Source organism: Enterobacter cloacae complex sp. P18RS, assembly GCF_014982105.1.
GTDB lineage: Bacteria > Pseudomonadota > Gammaproteobacteria > Enterobacterales > Enterobacteriaceae > Enterobacter > Enterobacter hormaechei_C.
The window spans coordinates 93,113-108,377 of record NZ_JADCKV010000021.1 but is presented as its reverse complement, the minus strand read 5'-3'; the positions used below and the strand labels follow the sequence as shown (position 1 = coordinate 108,377).

15 protein-coding genes are annotated in these 15,265 nt (G+C 52.5%); all 15 read right to left on the bottom strand.

All coding sequences use genetic code 11. From position 1 onward, the window contains the following. Window positions 1–8 precede the first annotated feature (8 nt). Entirely contained in the window at window positions 9–512 is a 504-nt protein-coding gene (locus INF61_RS16960; protein ID WP_015571587.1) for a chemotaxis protein CheW, read from the bottom strand. Then, the gene (cheA, locus tag INF61_RS16955; RefSeq protein WP_193361052.1) at window positions 509–2,497 is read right to left on the bottom strand and encodes a chemotaxis protein CheA; all 1,989 of its coding nucleotides are present in this window, start codon (window positions 2,495–2,497) and stop codon (window positions 509–511) included. Before cheA ends, INF61_RS16960 begins: the two co-directional genes overlap by 4 nt. Then, entirely contained in the window at window positions 2,484–3,389 is a 906-nt protein-coding gene (gene motB, locus INF61_RS16950; protein ID WP_017692838.1) for a flagellar motor protein MotB, read from the bottom strand. The genes cheA and motB overlap by 14 nt, the downstream gene beginning before the upstream one ends. Further along, window positions 3,386–4,282: a flagellar motor stator protein MotA gene (gene motA, locus INF61_RS16945; protein ID WP_017692837.1), complete on the bottom strand. Its 897-nt coding sequence runs from the start codon at window positions 4,280–4,282 to the stop codon at window positions 3,386–3,388. The genes motB and motA overlap by 4 nt, the downstream gene beginning before the upstream one ends. An 85-nt stretch (window positions 4,283–4,367) precedes the next feature. Continuing rightward, the gene (flhC, locus tag INF61_RS16940; RefSeq protein WP_015571589.1) at window positions 4,368–4,940 is read right to left on the bottom strand and encodes a flagellar transcriptional regulator FlhC; all 573 of its coding nucleotides are present in this window, start codon (window positions 4,938–4,940) and stop codon (window positions 4,368–4,370) included. 1 nt (window position 4,941) lies between these two features. Then, the gene (gene flhD / locus INF61_RS16935) at window positions 4,942–5,292 is read right to left on the bottom strand and encodes a flagellar transcriptional regulator FlhD (RefSeq protein WP_023295279.1); all 351 of its coding nucleotides are present in this window, start codon (window positions 5,290–5,292) and stop codon (window positions 4,942–4,944) included. 356 nt (window positions 5,293–5,648) lie between these two features. Continuing rightward, window positions 5,649–6,377 (bottom strand): RNA polymerase sigma factor FliA, encoded by a 729-nt coding sequence (fliA, locus tag INF61_RS16930; protein ID WP_026094273.1) that lies wholly within the window; start codon window positions 6,375–6,377, stop codon window positions 5,649–5,651. Window positions 6,378–6,546: 169 nt separating this feature from the next. Further along, entirely contained in the window at window positions 6,547–8,175 is a 1,629-nt protein-coding gene (locus INF61_RS16925; RefSeq protein ID WP_032649212.1) for a methyl-accepting chemotaxis protein, read from the bottom strand. A gap of 65 nt (window positions 8,176–8,240) precedes the next feature. Beyond that, window positions 8,241–9,134 carry a flagellar hook-associated protein FlgL gene (gene flgL, locus INF61_RS16920; RefSeq protein ID WP_017692833.1) on the bottom strand — a complete coding sequence of 298 codons (894 nt, stop codon included), beginning with the start codon at window positions 9,132–9,134 and terminating at the stop codon, window positions 8,241–8,243. Window positions 9,135–9,145: 11 nt separating this feature from the next. After that, window positions 9,146–10,786, bottom strand: coding sequence for a flagellar hook-associated protein FlgK (gene flgK / locus INF61_RS16915; RefSeq protein ID WP_017692832.1), 1,641 nt, complete (start codon window positions 10,784–10,786; stop codon window positions 9,146–9,148). Between the two features lie 104 nt (window positions 10,787–10,890). Then, complete coding sequence (gene flgJ, locus INF61_RS16910) at window positions 10,891–11,820, bottom strand: flagellar assembly peptidoglycan hydrolase FlgJ (RefSeq protein ID WP_045349520.1); 930 nt, start codon at window positions 11,818–11,820, stop codon at window positions 10,891–10,893. Then, a complete protein-coding gene (locus INF61_RS16905) occupies window positions 11,820–12,884 on the bottom strand; it encodes a flagellar basal body P-ring protein FlgI (RefSeq protein WP_045324746.1) in 1,065 nt (354 codons plus the stop codon). Before INF61_RS16905 ends, flgJ begins: the two co-directional genes overlap by 1 nt. 58 nt (window positions 12,885–12,942) lie before the next feature. Continuing rightward, on the bottom strand, window positions 12,943–13,656 hold the full coding sequence (locus INF61_RS16900) for a flagellar basal body L-ring protein FlgH (RefSeq protein WP_015571594.1): 714 nt from the start codon (window positions 13,654–13,656) through the stop codon (window positions 12,943–12,945). Window positions 13,657–13,718: 62 nt separating this feature from the next. Beyond that, window positions 13,719–14,501: a flagellar basal-body rod protein FlgG gene (flgG, locus tag INF61_RS16895; protein WP_015571595.1), complete on the bottom strand. Its 783-nt coding sequence runs from the start codon at window positions 14,499–14,501 to the stop codon at window positions 13,719–13,721. Window positions 14,502–14,519: 18 nt separating this feature from the next. Continuing rightward, on the bottom strand, window positions 14,520–15,257 hold the full coding sequence (locus tag INF61_RS16890; protein ID WP_017692829.1) for a flagellar basal body rod protein FlgF: 738 nt from the start codon (window positions 15,255–15,257) through the stop codon (window positions 14,520–14,522). Window positions 15,258–15,265 lie beyond the last annotated feature (8 nt).

Below are 15,265 nucleotides of genomic sequence, written 5' to 3'. Positions count from 1 at the left end.
ATATCAGGCTAGGCCAGGCTAGTTTCCAGCATCGAATCCACCATATCCATCTCTTCACGGCTGAGCAGCATTTCGATATTGACCAGGATGATCATTCTGTTTTCCATCACGCCAAGCCCAAGAAGATAGCGGCTTGATAGCATGGACGCGAAGTCCGGCGTCGGTTTAATCTGATCCATGTCCATCGACAGCACGTCAACCACACCGTCTACCACGATTCCTACAACGCGATTATTGAGGTTAAGGATGATCACTACCGTACTGTCATCCTGCTGAACGTCAGGAAGACTGAAGCGCACGCGAAGGTCAACTATTGGCACTATCACACCGCGCAGGTTGGTCACGCCGGTGATAAAACCTGGCGCGTTCGGGATACGAGTAACGCTATCGCATCCACGTATCTCTTGTACCTTCAGAATGTCGATCCCATATTCTTCGTTACCGAGACGAAAAACCAGATACTCCTGCGCAATGGCGTCCGCGCCCGCAGGCTTTGTCGTTGTTTGGGTCATGCTGTTACTCCTTGCTTGCCGAACGTCGGCCTGACATGGTTTTCCTTTTGTCCGTTCATCGTCGACAGTTCAACCACGTCGAGGATTAGCGCAACGCTGCCATCACCGAGAATGGTCGCGGCTGAAACGCCCGGTACTTTGCGATAGTTCTGTTCGAGGTTTTTTACCACAACCTGTTGCTGACCAATGAGCTGATCGACCCACAGGGCGTAGCGGCATCCAGCGCTTTGGACGATCACCACAATGCCATCTTCAGGTGCGGTCTCGCCGGGCACCGATAGGCGCTGACGCAGCATCACCAGCGGAAGATATTCGCCACGAATTTGCAGCAGACGTTCCTCCCCGACGAAGCGGCAGAGCATATCCTCGCCGGGCCTCAGCGATTCCATTACCGCGCCGAGCGGCAGAACATAGATCTCCTGTCCAACTTTCACCAGCATGCCATCAAGGATTGCCAGCGTCAGCGGCAGAATAATGCGTATCGTCGTGCCTTCTCCCGGCTTTGAAAGGACTTCGACATGGCCGCCCATGGCCATAATGTTACGACGGACCACGTCCATACCCACGCCGCGCCCGGAAACATCCGTCACGCTTTCTGCGGTGGAAAATCCCGCGGCGAAAATCAGCATCCATACGTCCTCATCGCTGAGGGTGTCGCTGATATTCATTCCCTGGGAGCGGGCTTTCGCGAGGATTTTCTCCCGGTTCAGTCCGGCACCATCATCAGTCACCTCAATGATGATATTGCCGCCATGATGTTCCGCCGAGAGGATAAGATTGCCCACTACCGACTTCCCCTTACGGGCACGTTCTTCTTTCTGCTCAATGCCGTGATCGAGACTGTTACGCACCAGATGAGTCAGTGGGTCGATAATGCGTTCGATCAGGCTCTTATCCAGCTCGGCCGAGCCGCCACGAAGAGTTAGCTCTACCTCTTTGTTCAGGCGTGAACCCAGATCGTGCACCAGCCGCGGGAAGCGGCTAAACACATAATCCATTGGCATCATTCGAATTGACATGACTGATGACTGAAGCTCGCGTGTATTACGCTCCATTTGCGCCACGCAGCTGGAGAGCATGTCGTAGCTCGCTGGATCAAGTTTTTTGGAAAGCTGAGATAGCATCGCCTGGGTGATGATGAGCTCACCCACCTGGTTAATGATCTGATCGACTTTACTGACCGCCACGCGGATGCTGCCCGATTCCTGACTATTACTGCGGGCTGGCACCGGCACGGCAGGTCGTGAAGGCGGTTCTGAATGGTCCGCGACTACAGAAGCCTTGTCCGTAACAGGAGAAGTCACTTCAACCGACGCTGGTTGAACGACATGCTCGATAAGGATTTGCGACTCTTCAAGCACAAAACACAGCACTGCGGAGATATCATCGGCAGAGGCGCTCGTGCGCAGCTGAACCACCATGCCATCATCAGCCTTCTCCGTAGCGACAATCTCTCCCATGTGGGATAACTCTTCCTGAAGCATTGCCCGCTCGCTTTCAGGAATTTTCTTCAACGTCACGCAGAGTAAAGGCTCACCATCAGCTGCCCCCTGCTGCGTGGCGGCTTTGTCTTGCAACTCGACTGCCGTCTGGGCATGTTTGTCTTCCAGAGCAATCTTGCGCAGGGCTTCACAAATATAGCGATAACTCGCTTCATCAGGTTCCTGCGAAGACTGATAGGCTTCCAGTTGCGCTTGCATAATGTCTTTACATTCCAGAAATAGATTAACGGTCGTTCGGTTAAGCGAGCGTTCTCCGGCTCGCACCTGGTCAAACAGGTTCTCAAGTAGATGCGTGGTCTCTTGCAGGGCATTAAAGCCAAAAGTCCCTGCCCCGCCTTTCAAAGAATGCGCTGCGCGAAAAATGGCATTTACCTGTTCAGGATTCGGCGATGCGGCATCAATCTCCAGCAAATGCTTCTCCATCTCGGCCAGCAGCTCTTCCGCTTCGGTAAAAAAGATCTCGGTGAAATCATTCATGTCCATCGCTATACCCCCTTACCTCCTGCTGCGTAGTGTTGTTCAGGACGTTTTCTGGGCGATGCATGCGCGTGTCTTCCAGACGGATATCCTGTTCTTTGGTTTTACTTAATACCAAAATGCTAATACGGCGATTCGCCGGACTTGAGGGATCACTGTTTTCTAAAGGCATACGGCTTCCCGTGCCGATCACGCGAAGAAAACGCTCATCGTCAAGACCTGCTTTAACCAGCACGCGGCGCGCGGCGTTGGCGCGTCCGGAAGAAAGTTCCCAGTTACTGTATCCGGAGGTGCCGCCCGCATAGGGAAGCGAGTCGGTATGGCCGGTGAGACTGATTTTATTGGGCAACTCCTGCAACAGCGGCACAAGCGCCTGCAAAATGCCGTTCATATAGGATTCCGGCAGCTCGCTGCCTACTCTAAACATCGGGCGATCCTGGCTGTCGGTGATCTGAATGAGCAGGCCGTCGTTGGTAAGACGCAGCATAATGTTGGATTTAAAGTTATTGAGCCGGGGATCGGTTTCGATCATCTGCTGCAATTTATCTCTGGCCTGTTTCAGGCTCTCCATCCAGCGCTGCCGCTCGCTCTGTACCCGCTTATGATTCGCCACTTCTCCGTCCTGCTTCATCAGATCGTCACCGCCGCCGGGGATGATGCTGTCGCTCAGGCTGGTTTTGTCGCCATTGGCCATAGATGGCTTAAGCGGCATGCGGAAGTAATCGGCGATCATCTCCCGCTGCACCGTGCTGGACTGAGAAATCAGCCACATTACCAGGAAGAACGCCATCATCGCGGTCATAAAATCGGCGTAGGCGATTTTCCACGTACCACCGTGATGAGCATGCTTTTTCTTCTTTCGCTTGCGCGAAATGATTATCGGGGAATCGTTTTTCATGCCGTGGCATCCGCAGACTTAGACTTAAGGCTGGCGCTGGATTTCACTTCCCGCACATGCTCTTCAAGCTCCTCAAAGGAAGGCCGTTCGCTGGTAAAAATGGTTTTTCGGCCAAACTCCACGGCAATTTGTGGCGCATAGCCGTTTAGACTAGAGAGCAGCGTGACTTTTATACACTGAAGGATTTTGACCTGATCGGAACTCATCTGACGCAGCAGGGTTGCGAGCGGCAATACAAACCCGTAGGCAATCAAAATTCCGAGGAACGTGCCCACCAGCGCGTGGCCAATCAGCATTCCGAGCTCGGCTGCGGGTCGGTCCGCGGCACCGAGCGCGTTCACTACCCCCATGACGGCAGCCACAATACCAAAGGCCGGAAAGGCATCGCCGACGGTATTCAGACTGTGGGCCGGAACCTCAAGCTCCTCTTCGCAGGTTTCAATTTCCTCATCCATTAACGCTTCGATTTCATGCGAGTTCATACTTCCGCCAATCATCAGGCGGAAGTAATCGAGGATAAAGTTGCTTAACATCGGATCGCTCATCAGACGAGGATAAGCGCTGAAAATTTCGCTGCCCGCCGGATCTTCAATGTCTTTCTCAAGTGACATGAGTCCCTGAACACGACTTTTTGACAGCAGCAAAAACATAAGCGCCATCAGGTCCATATAAACCGTTTTGTTGTAGCGTTTCCCCACGAACAGCTTCACGATAGCTTTACCCGTCGCCTTAAGGGATTTCATGTTATTACCAACAATAAAAGCGCCGACCCCGGCACCGCCGATAATTAACAATTCCAAAGGCTGGAACAGCGCGAGCAGATTACCACCAGACAGTACGAACCCACCAAATACGGTAGCAATAACAACAAGATAGCCAAAGATAACTAACACACTCTCTCCTTTTTACTCGCTGACCGATGTCGAGTGCCGTGGCATCGAATAAAACGCCATCCTGTGCATTGCCATCGAACATCCGTCAGGCTGTCATAATTTCCGGCGTGGCATAATTGCCTGCGATTCCGCTGAGGTTGACCTGCGATTTCTTAAATGCCCGCGAAGGAGGGCTACACAAACTACAGGTGAACGGGTTTTTGATGAATTCCGTCGTGACCACAAAACCACCGGAACAAACGCTACAGGCCTTACGGGAAATAATACCGCAGTCGATAAAGCGTAATAATGTCCAGGCACGCGTTAGCCCCAGGACAGGTTTATCGTCGCAGCAAGAACCACACTGCTCCAGATAAAGACGGTAGGTTTTCATCAATATTTCAATAGGACGCCCGCCCCCAGTTTTCTGAAGATAAAGGTAAATGTTATAGAACATGGAAGAGTGAATATTCTGCTCCCATGACATGAACCAGTCTTCAGAAAAAGGGAGCATCCCTTTTGGAGGCGGACAGCCGCGTAACTCTTTATACAAGCGCAGTAAACGCCGACGACTTAAAGAAGTTTCAGATTCCAGAACCTGCATTCTTGCCCCAAGGTTAATTAACCCCATGGCAATATTTACCTCTTCAATTTCTTGCAATAAACTTTTCTCGCACATTTTATGCTTCTCCCGTCACAGCAGCATCGGACTCGCTTAATGAATTAAGTAAGTTTGTCGATAAAATGATGCCGGTATGAATTTGCTGAAGAGCTTCAATACGCGAATCTTTCGTCAAATTTTCGATGACCACTTCGTCATCGACGCGTAAACGACAAATCAACTGATTGGTCGCAGCCAGTTTCATCAACTGTGGTAAAGACAACTCTTTTAAATTATCAATCGTGCCTTCGGATAAGCCGAGACGAAAACTGGCAGCAAACTTGTCCTGTCTGATCAGCTGCTGCGCCAGTAATAAATAAGAAAGATTAATATCGTGAATGTTTTGCAGATACTCGTCAAAATTGGACACAAAAAGCTCCCACTGTTTTTCAACCACAAACAAGGCTAAATAGTTAAGGCAAAATGTTTACCCGGTCGATGCAGAGAGTCTTTTGGCATTGATAATCGCTGAATTCAGTCAAGCTGATTCAATAAATTATCGAAAAACTTTTCAATGCCAAAGGATGGCTACATCACAAATCTGACGAAATCATATTCATTAAGAATTTTCCTAGCAAGCTTTAAGAAAACAACGCGCACCAGAAAACTATCATAACTAAATGATTTACCTATAAAAATACACATTGTTAAACATTCTTAATTATCACGCAACGTAATTAACTTTACTTAGGAAATATTGTTAATCTTGTTAATGTTATCGCTATGTTATTCTTTCCTTAACCGATCCATTCTGCTTCGTAAGCGTTTTATCGCTAAACTGTGCAACTGGCTAACGCGCGTTTCGGTAACGCCCAAAATTAATCCAATCTCTTTCATGTTCAGATCCTGCTGATAATAAAACTGCAATATCTGCTGTTCACGCTTGGGGATCATTCGGATATGCTCAGCAATGTTGGCTATCAAGTTTTCCTGAATGGCCTCATTTAACGGATTAAGCTGTGCATTTTCGCCGTCATTACTCTCCCAACTGTCTGAATAGTTTTCCTGAAGCTCATCAATAGAGTACATCTGGCTGCTATTATTATCAGCCAGCATTTGCTGAAATTCCTTTAGCGAAACGCCCATCCGTTCAGCAATATCAGCTTCGGTCGCTTCCCCCCCCTTTTCCTGTTCGATCTGCTGAATAAGTGACACAATTTCCCGCGAATGCGATCGCACGCGCCGCGGAACCCAATCACTTTCCCGAAGCTCATCCATTAATGCCCATTTCACACGCTGTGAGATCCAGGCATTAAGGGCCACCCCTTTTTTAGGGTCAAAGCTATCAATGGCACTCAAAAAACCCATGGAGCCCGCCTGAATGAGATCGTCTAATTCGACATTGGCAGGCAGTCTCTTATGCAAACGCAGCGCTTCTTGCCTGACGATAAAATGGTATTTTGACCACAATGCCGTTTTATTCTCCAGCCCTTCAGCTGTGTATATACCGTCCACGCATTTCTTCCACCTAATCTTCACATTCTCAATTATCAGTTGAAACCACATAATCAAAAAGTGCGATAAGCTTTTATAAAAATGCGCATTCTGTTAATTTAATCATCGCGCTGCCTGACAGGAATAATTGGCGGCACTATTGACGCCAATTATTCTCTTTCCGCAGATGTCAGAACGTTTCCCACTGCGCATTATCATTTTCAACGTGACGCAACGTCATTTTTTCCGGCGCGGGCGTATGACGTTTTTCAACTTTTTCATCTCGCAGGGTAAACTGGGCAACAAGCTGCTCAAGCTCGTCCGACTGAGATTCCAGTTTGCCTGCCGCCATGGCCGCTTCTTCCACCATCGCCGCGTTCTGCTGAGTCACCAGATCCATCTCGTTCACGGCCTGCGAAATCTGATTGATACCCGCACTTTGCTCGTCAGAGGCCGAACTGATTTCGCCCATAATCTGCGTCACCTCAGCAACCGAAGTCACGATGTCCTGCATGACGCCGCTCGCCTGGCTTACCTGGCGCGAACCTGTATCAATATTGTTAACGCTGGTATTAATCAGCTGATTAATCTCTTTCGCTGCATCGGCGCTGCGCTTGGCGAGGTTACGCACTTCTTCCGCAACTACCGCAAAGCCACGCCCCTGCTCTCCCGCTCGAGCGGCTTCAACCGCTGCGTTCAAGGCCAGAATGTTGGTCTGATTGGCGATACTGTCGATGACGCCGTTAATATCAGCAATCTGACGGGAGCTTTCGGTAATCTGCGCCATGATAGCTTCCAGGTTTACCATCACCTCACCGCCATTTTGGGCATTCATGCTTGCCCCTTCTGCCAGACTGCGCGCCGCATGTGCGTTATCCGCATTCTGGCGTACGGTGGTTTTAATTTGCTCCATGCTGGCAGCCGTCTCCTGAAGGGCCGCAGCCTGTTCTTCGGTACGGGAGGAAAGGTCGCTGTTGCCCTGAGCAATCTCCTGGGCGTTAGAATGGATATTCACTACCCCTTCACGGATACCGGTAATGGTGTTGGTCAGGGAGACACGCATCTTCTCAAGCTCCCTGAGCATTTTGCCAATTTCGTTATCAGCGCCAGTCTCTATGGCATGACTCAGATCGCCTGCCGCTACGCGCTGAAGCATCTCAACGGTAGTTTCCATCCGGCGCACCAGCGCAATACGCAACCAGTAACGAACGGCTAACAATACGCAAATCGCGATAGCCATCATAACCACGCTTACCCAAATCATCATCTTGTAGCTGCTTTCAGCTACTGATACATATTCGTACCCCCGGTCAGATGAGATTTCTGAATACTTCTCAATTTTTTGACGCAGCTCGGTACGCAGTTCCATATCACCGTTCATCGAGCCCGGGTATCCTTCCGGTCGCTCAAGATAGCCGAGCTTGGTTTGGACGGTGTTATAAACCAGGTCAAATTTGGCGCGAAGCTCCTCAGCAGCCCTTGTCTCTGCCAGGCTGTTGAATTTCACCTGCGCGAAAGCATCCATCTCCTTGCGCGCCTCTTTCAGCAGGTTGTGGGTATGTTTGATCATCTCTGGAGACAGCGGTTTATGCAGCGACGTCTGAAGCATCATCCCGTTTGTATTCGCTACCACCGAGTTAATGTTATATGCGGCGTTAGTCATGTAGGCGTTGCTGTCATTAACGTCCACAACGCGTTTAAAATTTTTATTAATCGTCACCGAGTTATAAACGGAAAAAGCCGTAACGCCAAACAGCATGCAAGAGATCATGCCGATAATCAGGCTGATTACGGTATAGATTTTAAGTTTATTTAACATAGGTCCTCATAAGCCGCACATAAATATGCGGCTAAAACTTTCAGAAATAAGATGGAAAGATAATGTTATTTATTAAATAAATTCATTTTTTGCATTGACTGAAATACCATCATGGATGCGTTCAGCGCAAATTCTGACATTTTAGAATCCATAATGAGCGAGGTCATCGTGCTATAGTCAGCGCCAATGGCCGTCTGAACCTTGGTTATGGTGTCGTTGATCATGACGTCGCCACTCATATCAAGCGCGTCCAGTTGCTGAAGGTTGGTCCCCAGTTCCGCCTGCGCCTTACCCAGACGATCGATGCCGCCGGAAACCGCTTCGCTGGCGGCGCTCAACGCAGCATTCAGCGCATCACGGTCGATGGGATCGCGAGAAAGTTCTTCTACCGCTTTATCAAGAACAGAGAATATATCCCCGAAAACATCGCTGCCCAGGTGGCCCGTCTGCATATCCGTACCATCGGCAACGGTTTGTCGACGAGCGGTATCACCGCCGACATAGTTACCCGCATCGTCAAACGGCGCCGTATCGCTTTTAAATCCGCCAAAAATATAGCGCCCGCTCCCGTCGCGATTATTCGCGAGATCCATCAGATTGCCGCGAATACCTTTAATCTCTGCACCCAGCGCCCGACGATCTTCATCAGAGTAGCTTTCCGTTTTCGCCGCTACGATTTTTTCGGTGAGGGTGGTGGTCAGCAAATTGCCCACACCGTTCAGGATATTATCTTCATGCTCAAGTGAACTCCGCACCGTTGAACGTACGTTGCTGTAAAGCTCAAGCTTCGCCAGTGCGTCCTGATAATTTACCGCATCGGTAGCGGACTTTGGATCATCCGAGGCTCGCAGCAACGATTTTCCAGCAGAGAGTTGAAGATAAATATTATTATTATCACTCACGCGCTTTGACATGCTCTCGGCGCTCTGTTTAAACATATACAGCGTACTTAATCGCATCGGATAGCTCCTTATTTAATCGAAAGCAGCGAATCAAACATGGTGGTTGCGGTCTGTAGAATTTGCGCATTGGCCTGGTAATATTGAATAAACATCTGCATATTGACGGTTTCTTCGTTCATATCCACACCTGAAAGCGCCTGCTTCGCATCATATTTAGTTTGCAGGTCGATCTCAGCCGAGGAAATGCCCGATTTTACCGCCCGCGCGTTAGAACCAATGGTCCCCACCAGGCTTGAATAAGCCTCCGTCAGCGTGCTGCCGCCAATCAGTTTCTCATTCTGGATCTTAAGCATCTCTTCCAGATTAAGATTATTTCCCACCCCGCCCCCGGAGGCATCCGCTGCGGCAAAATCCTGTGCGCTGTTGATCGCGCGGCCAATACCCTCCGCAGCCCCAGCCATAGGATTAAAGGAAAAACTGTCCCCGGCGCTTGCGGTCACACCGGAGAGATCAATCTCAATGCCGTCAAACTCTAGCGTGGCGGAACCGGCCGGCACCTGCTTCACCAGGCGTCCGTCCTCCCCCATTACGTTCCAGTTTGTTCCATCAAAGTCGATGCTGTAATTTTCAGATTTTACGTTGGTGTAGTCCGTCACGCTGATAGCGTCGAGCGTTCCCCCACCGGCATTGCCTGCATTTGCCACCGCCTTCATAGGTGGCAGAGAGAAAAGATCGCCCCCCGGCACACCCGCTGGCGTCTCACCCAAACGGTGCTGCTCGTTCATGCGGCTCGCCATCATAAAGGCGATCTGGTTTAGCTCGTTTTTAGCGATCTCAAGATCTTCGCTGCGGAACTTAAACAACCCGGCCAGGCGGCCTTTGGTAATGCTCGCTTCGTTAACTGGCGTGGTAGTGCCGTTGCTATCAACGTAAGAGACAACGATTCTGTCAGGATCGCTTTCAGACGCTGTGGCCTGTAGCTTGCTGGCGTTTTCGCCAAAGACAAGGGGGCGACCATCCTGAAGCGTTACGTCGACGCGGCCAGATACGCTATTCTCGGTTACATCTATACCGATCTGCTCACTCAGTTTTTCCAGTAATGCATCACGTTGATCCAGCAGGTCCGCAGGCGGCGTACCGTTCTGCGCCTGTACGCGTTCCAGCTGTTTATTCACTTCTGCCAGCTGGTCGCTGATGCTATTAATTTCTTTAACGCTGGTTTCGATATTGGTGTTGGTGCTCTTTTCCAGCGCGGTGAGGCGCTTGCCGCTGTCATTGAAGCGCTGGGTCAATACGCCGAGTGAGCTGAATACTGCGGAACGGGCCGGGCCGTCATCTGGGGTTGCGCTCAGCGTCGCCATCGACTTGAACAGGTTATTGATAGAGACAGAGACGTTGTCGGATTCATCGCCCAACATATTATCAATGTCGCTCAATTGCTCCATGCGGCCGTTAAGCGAGGCCCAGTTTGAGACGGAGCCGCGTAGCTGCTTGTTGGCAAAAGCATCGTAAGCGCGATCGACGCCAGTTACCGTCGCACCGTAGCCATAAAATCCGTTTCCCGTGGTCATGCCACCGAGCTCACCAATCACAAGGCTGCGGCGGCTATAGGTATCGCTCATGCCATTGGTCAGGTTGCTGCCTACCACACTAAGAGCGGATTGCGCTACGCTAAGGCCACTTTTCGCGAGACTAAAGAGGTTGTTCATAAGGCACCTGGATATTCCGTTATTTCCAGCCCGATATTCGGGCAGGGTCAAAATTATTGCTCTGCTTTATTCATCGGTGATTGCGAATTTATCTAAAAACTTTTTTAAAATATTTTCGCGAGGTCGTTTTTATAGGCTTCTACACCCTGCTTAATATCACCTTTTACTTTCTGAATAATGGTGATCAGTTTTTTCGCATAGGCAGGATCGGTTGCGTATCCCCCCGCCTGAAGCGCTTTGGCCGCCTGCTCCGGCGAACGGGAATGCGCAACGCCCGCATAGCGCGGGTTCTTAGTGAGTAGCTTCGTATAATCGGCGAGCGCATGTTCATAGGAATCGTAAACGCGAAACGAGGCCTTTATCTTTTGCTTCACGCCGTTGATGTATTCGGTGGTCATCACCTCTGTGGTCTTGCCTTGCCAGTCACCTCCGGCCTTAATACCGAACAGGTTATGGCTGGGGCGGCCGTCAGCGGTGGGGATTTCACGCTGCCCCCATCCTGACTCCAGCGCCGCCTGCGCGAGGATCAGTTGCGGATGAACCCCGCTCTGCCTGGCGGCGATCTGTGCTGGACGCAGCAGACGAGAAATAAAGGATTGAGCACCCTGCGCTACTTTGCTGAAGGAGACCGACGCAGACGGCGCCAGCGGACCGGTGGCGGATCTGACGGAGGAGGAAAGTCCCGGCAAATTAAGCGGACCGCTGCCGGGCGTCGACACCGATGGGCTATCGATCTCCCCGCCTGACTGGCGCACAATCATATCCGCAAACCCAAGCTGTCCGCTCCCGGCAATATTTTGCGCCACCTGCTGGTCGTGCATCGCGGTAAACATATCGGTGGACTGGCTGTGCATGAGGTCATCTTTGATGGTGGCATCGCGCATGCTCTTCATCATCATCTGCACGAAGATCCCCTCCATCTGCTGCGCCGCCGCCCTGAGCGCCCCGGGTTCAGCGCGGCGTGCATCGCGCTTTAGCGCGTCGAGAGAGCGAACGTCAAAGGCTGGCTTATCCAGACGATCGAAAGCATTCATCACTCCACCTCCAGCTTCGCACGCAGGCAGCCTGCATTTTTCATTGACTGCAAAATGGACATCAGCTCATTTGGCGTCGCGCCAAGCGTATTGAGTGCCCTGATCACCGCGTTCAGATCCGTGCTGCTGCGCACGCTTTGCAGCGAGCCGCCGCGGTCGCGTACTGAGATATCGGTTTGTGGCACCACGACGGTCTGCCCTCCCCCGAGGGGAGTATCCGGCTGGCTCACAACATTATTCTGTGTAACCTCTACCGTCAGCGATCCATAAGCTACGGCACAGGCATCGAGGGAAACATGGCGGTTCATCACCACGGCGCCGGTACGAGAGTTAACAATGACCTTCGCATCCTGTATCCCCACCCGCAGCGGAATATCCTGGATATTGGCGAGGAAACGCACCCGGGAAGGACCATCCGGCGGTGCAAACAAACGTACAGTACGGGCATCTTCAGGGATTGCCGCCCCACCGCTATAGCGACGATTAATCTCGTCGCTGATCTGCTGCGCCAGCGAGAAATCTGACTCGTTAAGCTGTAGGCGCAGCGTGTTTTGCGTGGCGAAGTCATTTGGGACTTCGCGTTCAACCGTCGCCCCACCGCTAATGCGACCGCCGTTAAGCTGGTTAACCTGCACGCGACTGCCGCCAGCCTGCGCGCCAGCCCCGGAGATCAGCACATTGCCCTGCGCCATCGCGTAGATCTGGTTGTCCGCCCCTTTAAGTGGCGTCATCAGCAGCGTACCGCCACGCAGGCTCTTCGCATTCCCCAGAGAAGAGACCACGATGTCGATCTTATCCCCTGAGCGGGCGAACGGCGGCAGTTCGGCCGTCACCATCACCGCGGCAATATTTTTCAGCTGCATGTTGGTGCCCGCCGGTACGGTGATCCCAAGCTGGGACAACATATTATTGAGGCTCTGGCCCGTAAACGGCGCCTGCATCGTCTGGTCGCCCGTGCCATCAAGCCCTACCACCAGCCCGTAGCCCATTAGCGAGTTGGAGCGCACCCCCTGCACCGTGGCCAGATCGCGAATTCGCTCGGCCTGCGCCGGCGTGTACAGCATCGGAATGCTGAGCAGCAGGCCGAGAAATAACAGAATGGATTTTGTATTCATCGTCGTATCAAAAAGGAGAAAGGTTCAGGAACAGGCGTTGCAGCCAGCCCATCGTCTGCGCTTCGTTGATGTAGCCGTTGCCGACATACTCAATGCGCGCATCCGCCACCTGAGTTGAGGGCACGGTGTTGGCCCCGCTGATGGTGCGAGGGTTCACCACACCCGAGAAGCGTATAAACTCGGTCCCCTGGTTTATGGCTATCTGCTTCTCACCAACCACCTGTAAATTGCCGTTCGGCAGGAGTTTATTTACCGTCACCGTGATGGTGCCGGTAAAGGTGTTGCGCGCCGCCGCCCCGCCCTTGCCGGAGAAGTCGCTTTTGCCCTCCGCGTTAAAGTCAGCTTTGCCGTTACCCAGCCAGCTGTTCGAGCTGCCCGGCATGGCCAGTAATCCCATTCCGGCCGATCCATTACGGTTGGCACTGGCGGAGGAGCTCTTGCTGGCGCTAACGTTTTCCTGAAGCAGGATCGTCAACGTGTCGCCCACGCTGCGCGGCCTGCGGTCTTCAAACATCGGCTGATAGCCATAGTTCATGGCCTGTCCTGCCTGGAACAGCGAGCCGCCGGTTGTGACCGGTGCCATCGGTAATGGTTCTGCCGACGTTGGTCCGTCCACGAGCGGTTTTTGCAAAATATGCGCGCAGCCGCTTAGCAGCAGCACGCCCGCCAGCAGTGCAGGACGCGATAGCCCTGTTGGACTGTATGTAAAAAGTGTTTTCATTTACGTGTCGATAAACCATCTATCCGCCCGAGCCTGCGCCCGGAGCGGTAAGAGAGAGGAAATTAAAGCTGGGTAAGCCTCTGCAACATCTGATCGGATGCAGAAACGGCCTTACTGTTGATCTCGTAGGCGCGCTGGACCTGGATCATATTGACCAGCTCCTCAGCCACGTTGACGTTAGACGTCTCAATGTACTTCTGCTTGAGCGTACCCGCATCTTCAAGGCCCGGATTCAGTTCATTCGGTGCGCCGGAGGATTGCGTTTCACGATAGAGGTTGCCGCCAATGCTTTCGAGACCGGCATCGTTGACAAAGGTCGCCAGGGTCAACTGCCCCACCTGCTGCGGCTGAGCCTGACCCGGGAGCGTCACGCTGACGATACCATCAGGGCTTATCTGCATCTCTTTGGCGTCCTGCGGTACTACGACGCCCGGCAGAATGGGATGGCCTTCTGCGTTTACCAACTGACCGTTTTCATTTTTATCGAAATGTCCGTCACGGGTGTACGCGGTGCTGCCGTCAGGCAACTGCACCTGGAAGAAGCCTTTGCCTTCGATAGCGACATCGGTATCGTTGCCGGTCATGTTCAGGCCGCCCTGAGTATGCACGCGCTGGGTAGAGACCGGACGCACGCCGGTACCCAGCTGGAGGCCGCTTGGCAGCGTTGTCTGTTCGGAAGCCTGTGCACCGGGCTGGCGCATGGTTTGATAAAGCAAATCCTGGAACACCGCTCGCTGGCGCTTAAAGCCGTTGGTATTGACGTTCGCCAGGTTGTTTGAAATCACGTCCATATTGGTCTGCTGTGCTTCCAGACCGGTTTTTGCGATCCATAATGACCGAATCATCTGTACTCCTTGCGCGGGTTAGCCCACGCTTAATAGCTGGTTGGCCTTTTGCGCGTTTTCATCCGCGGTGCGGATCACCTTCATGTTCATCTCGAAGCTGCGTGCGGTGGCGATCATCTCCGTCATGGCCTTCACCGGGCTCACGTTACTTCCCTCAAGGGATTCAGGACTCAGACGCATGGCGTCATCCTGGGGTAACGCATTGCCCGCCGCCGGGCGAAACAGCCCATCGTCGCCGTGGAGCAGGGTGCTCATGGGAGCATTAACCATTTTCAGTCTTCCGACCGGCACGACGGCCGTTGGCTCATCACCCGCGCCAAGTGCAGAGACGGTACCGTCCTCCGCAATGGTGATCTGCGAATGGGGAGGAACCACCAGCGGTGCGCCATCGCCCATCAGCGGCTTCCCGCCAACCTGCAATGCGCCATCCCGATCGATCTCAATGCCGCCGTTACGGGTGTACCCTTCACTACCGTCTGGCAAGGCTACCGCCAGCCAGCCGTTCTGCGGAAGTGCAACATCGAGACTGCGTCCGGTGTGGGTAATCGGTCCCATGGTGTCGTCGTTATACGGCGTCGATTCCGCTACCAGCGCGCGAGTTTTCAGGGTCTGCCCCTCAACCGGCACAGCGCGAAACGCGGCCAGTTGAGCACGAAAGCCCGCCGTGGCGCTGTTAGCCATATTGTTCGACGTCACGGCCTGGCGGTTGAGCGCCGCGTTGGCAGCACTCAATGCGGTATATATTGCGCGATCCATCCGCCGCC

Coding starts and splice junctions, on each gene's coding strand:
- INF61_RS16925 (WP_032649212.1), bottom strand. CDS start 8,175: ATGTTAAATAAACTTAAAATCTATACCGTAATCAGCCTGATTATCGGC.
- INF61_RS16905 (WP_045324746.1), bottom strand. CDS start 12,884: ATGCTGTACACGCCGGCGCAGGCCGAGCGAATTCGCGATCTGGCCACG.
- motB (WP_017692838.1), bottom strand. CDS start 3,389: ATGAAAAACGATTCCCCGATAATCATTTCGCGCAAGCGAAAGAAGAAA.
- flgG (WP_015571595.1), bottom strand. CDS start 14,501: ATGATTCGGTCATTATGGATCGCAAAAACCGGTCTGGAAGCACAGCAG.
- INF61_RS16900 (WP_015571594.1), bottom strand. CDS start 13,656: ATGAAAACACTTTTTACATACAGTCCAACAGGGCTATCGCGTCCTGCA.
- flhC (WP_015571589.1), bottom strand. CDS start 4,940: ATGTGCGAGAAAAGTTTATTGCAAGAAATTGAAGAGGTAAATATTGCC.
- flgK (WP_017692832.1), bottom strand. CDS start 10,786: ATGAACAACCTCTTTAGTCTCGCGAAAAGTGGCCTTAGCGTAGCGCAA.
- flgJ (WP_045349520.1), bottom strand. CDS start 11,820: ATGAATGCTTTCGATCGTCTGGATAAGCCAGCCTTTGACGTTCGCTCT.
- INF61_RS16960 (WP_015571587.1), bottom strand. CDS start 512: ATGACCCAAACAACGACAAAGCCTGCGGGCGCGGACGCCATTGCGCAG.
- INF61_RS16890 (WP_017692829.1), bottom strand. CDS start 15,257: ATGGATCGCGCAATATATACCGCATTGAGTGCTGCCAACGCGGCGCTC.
- flgL (WP_017692833.1), bottom strand. CDS start 9,134: ATGCGATTAAGTACGCTGTATATGTTTAAACAGAGCGCCGAGAGCATG.
- cheA (WP_193361052.1), bottom strand. CDS start 2,497: ATGGACATGAATGATTTCACCGAGATCTTTTTTACCGAAGCGGAAGAG.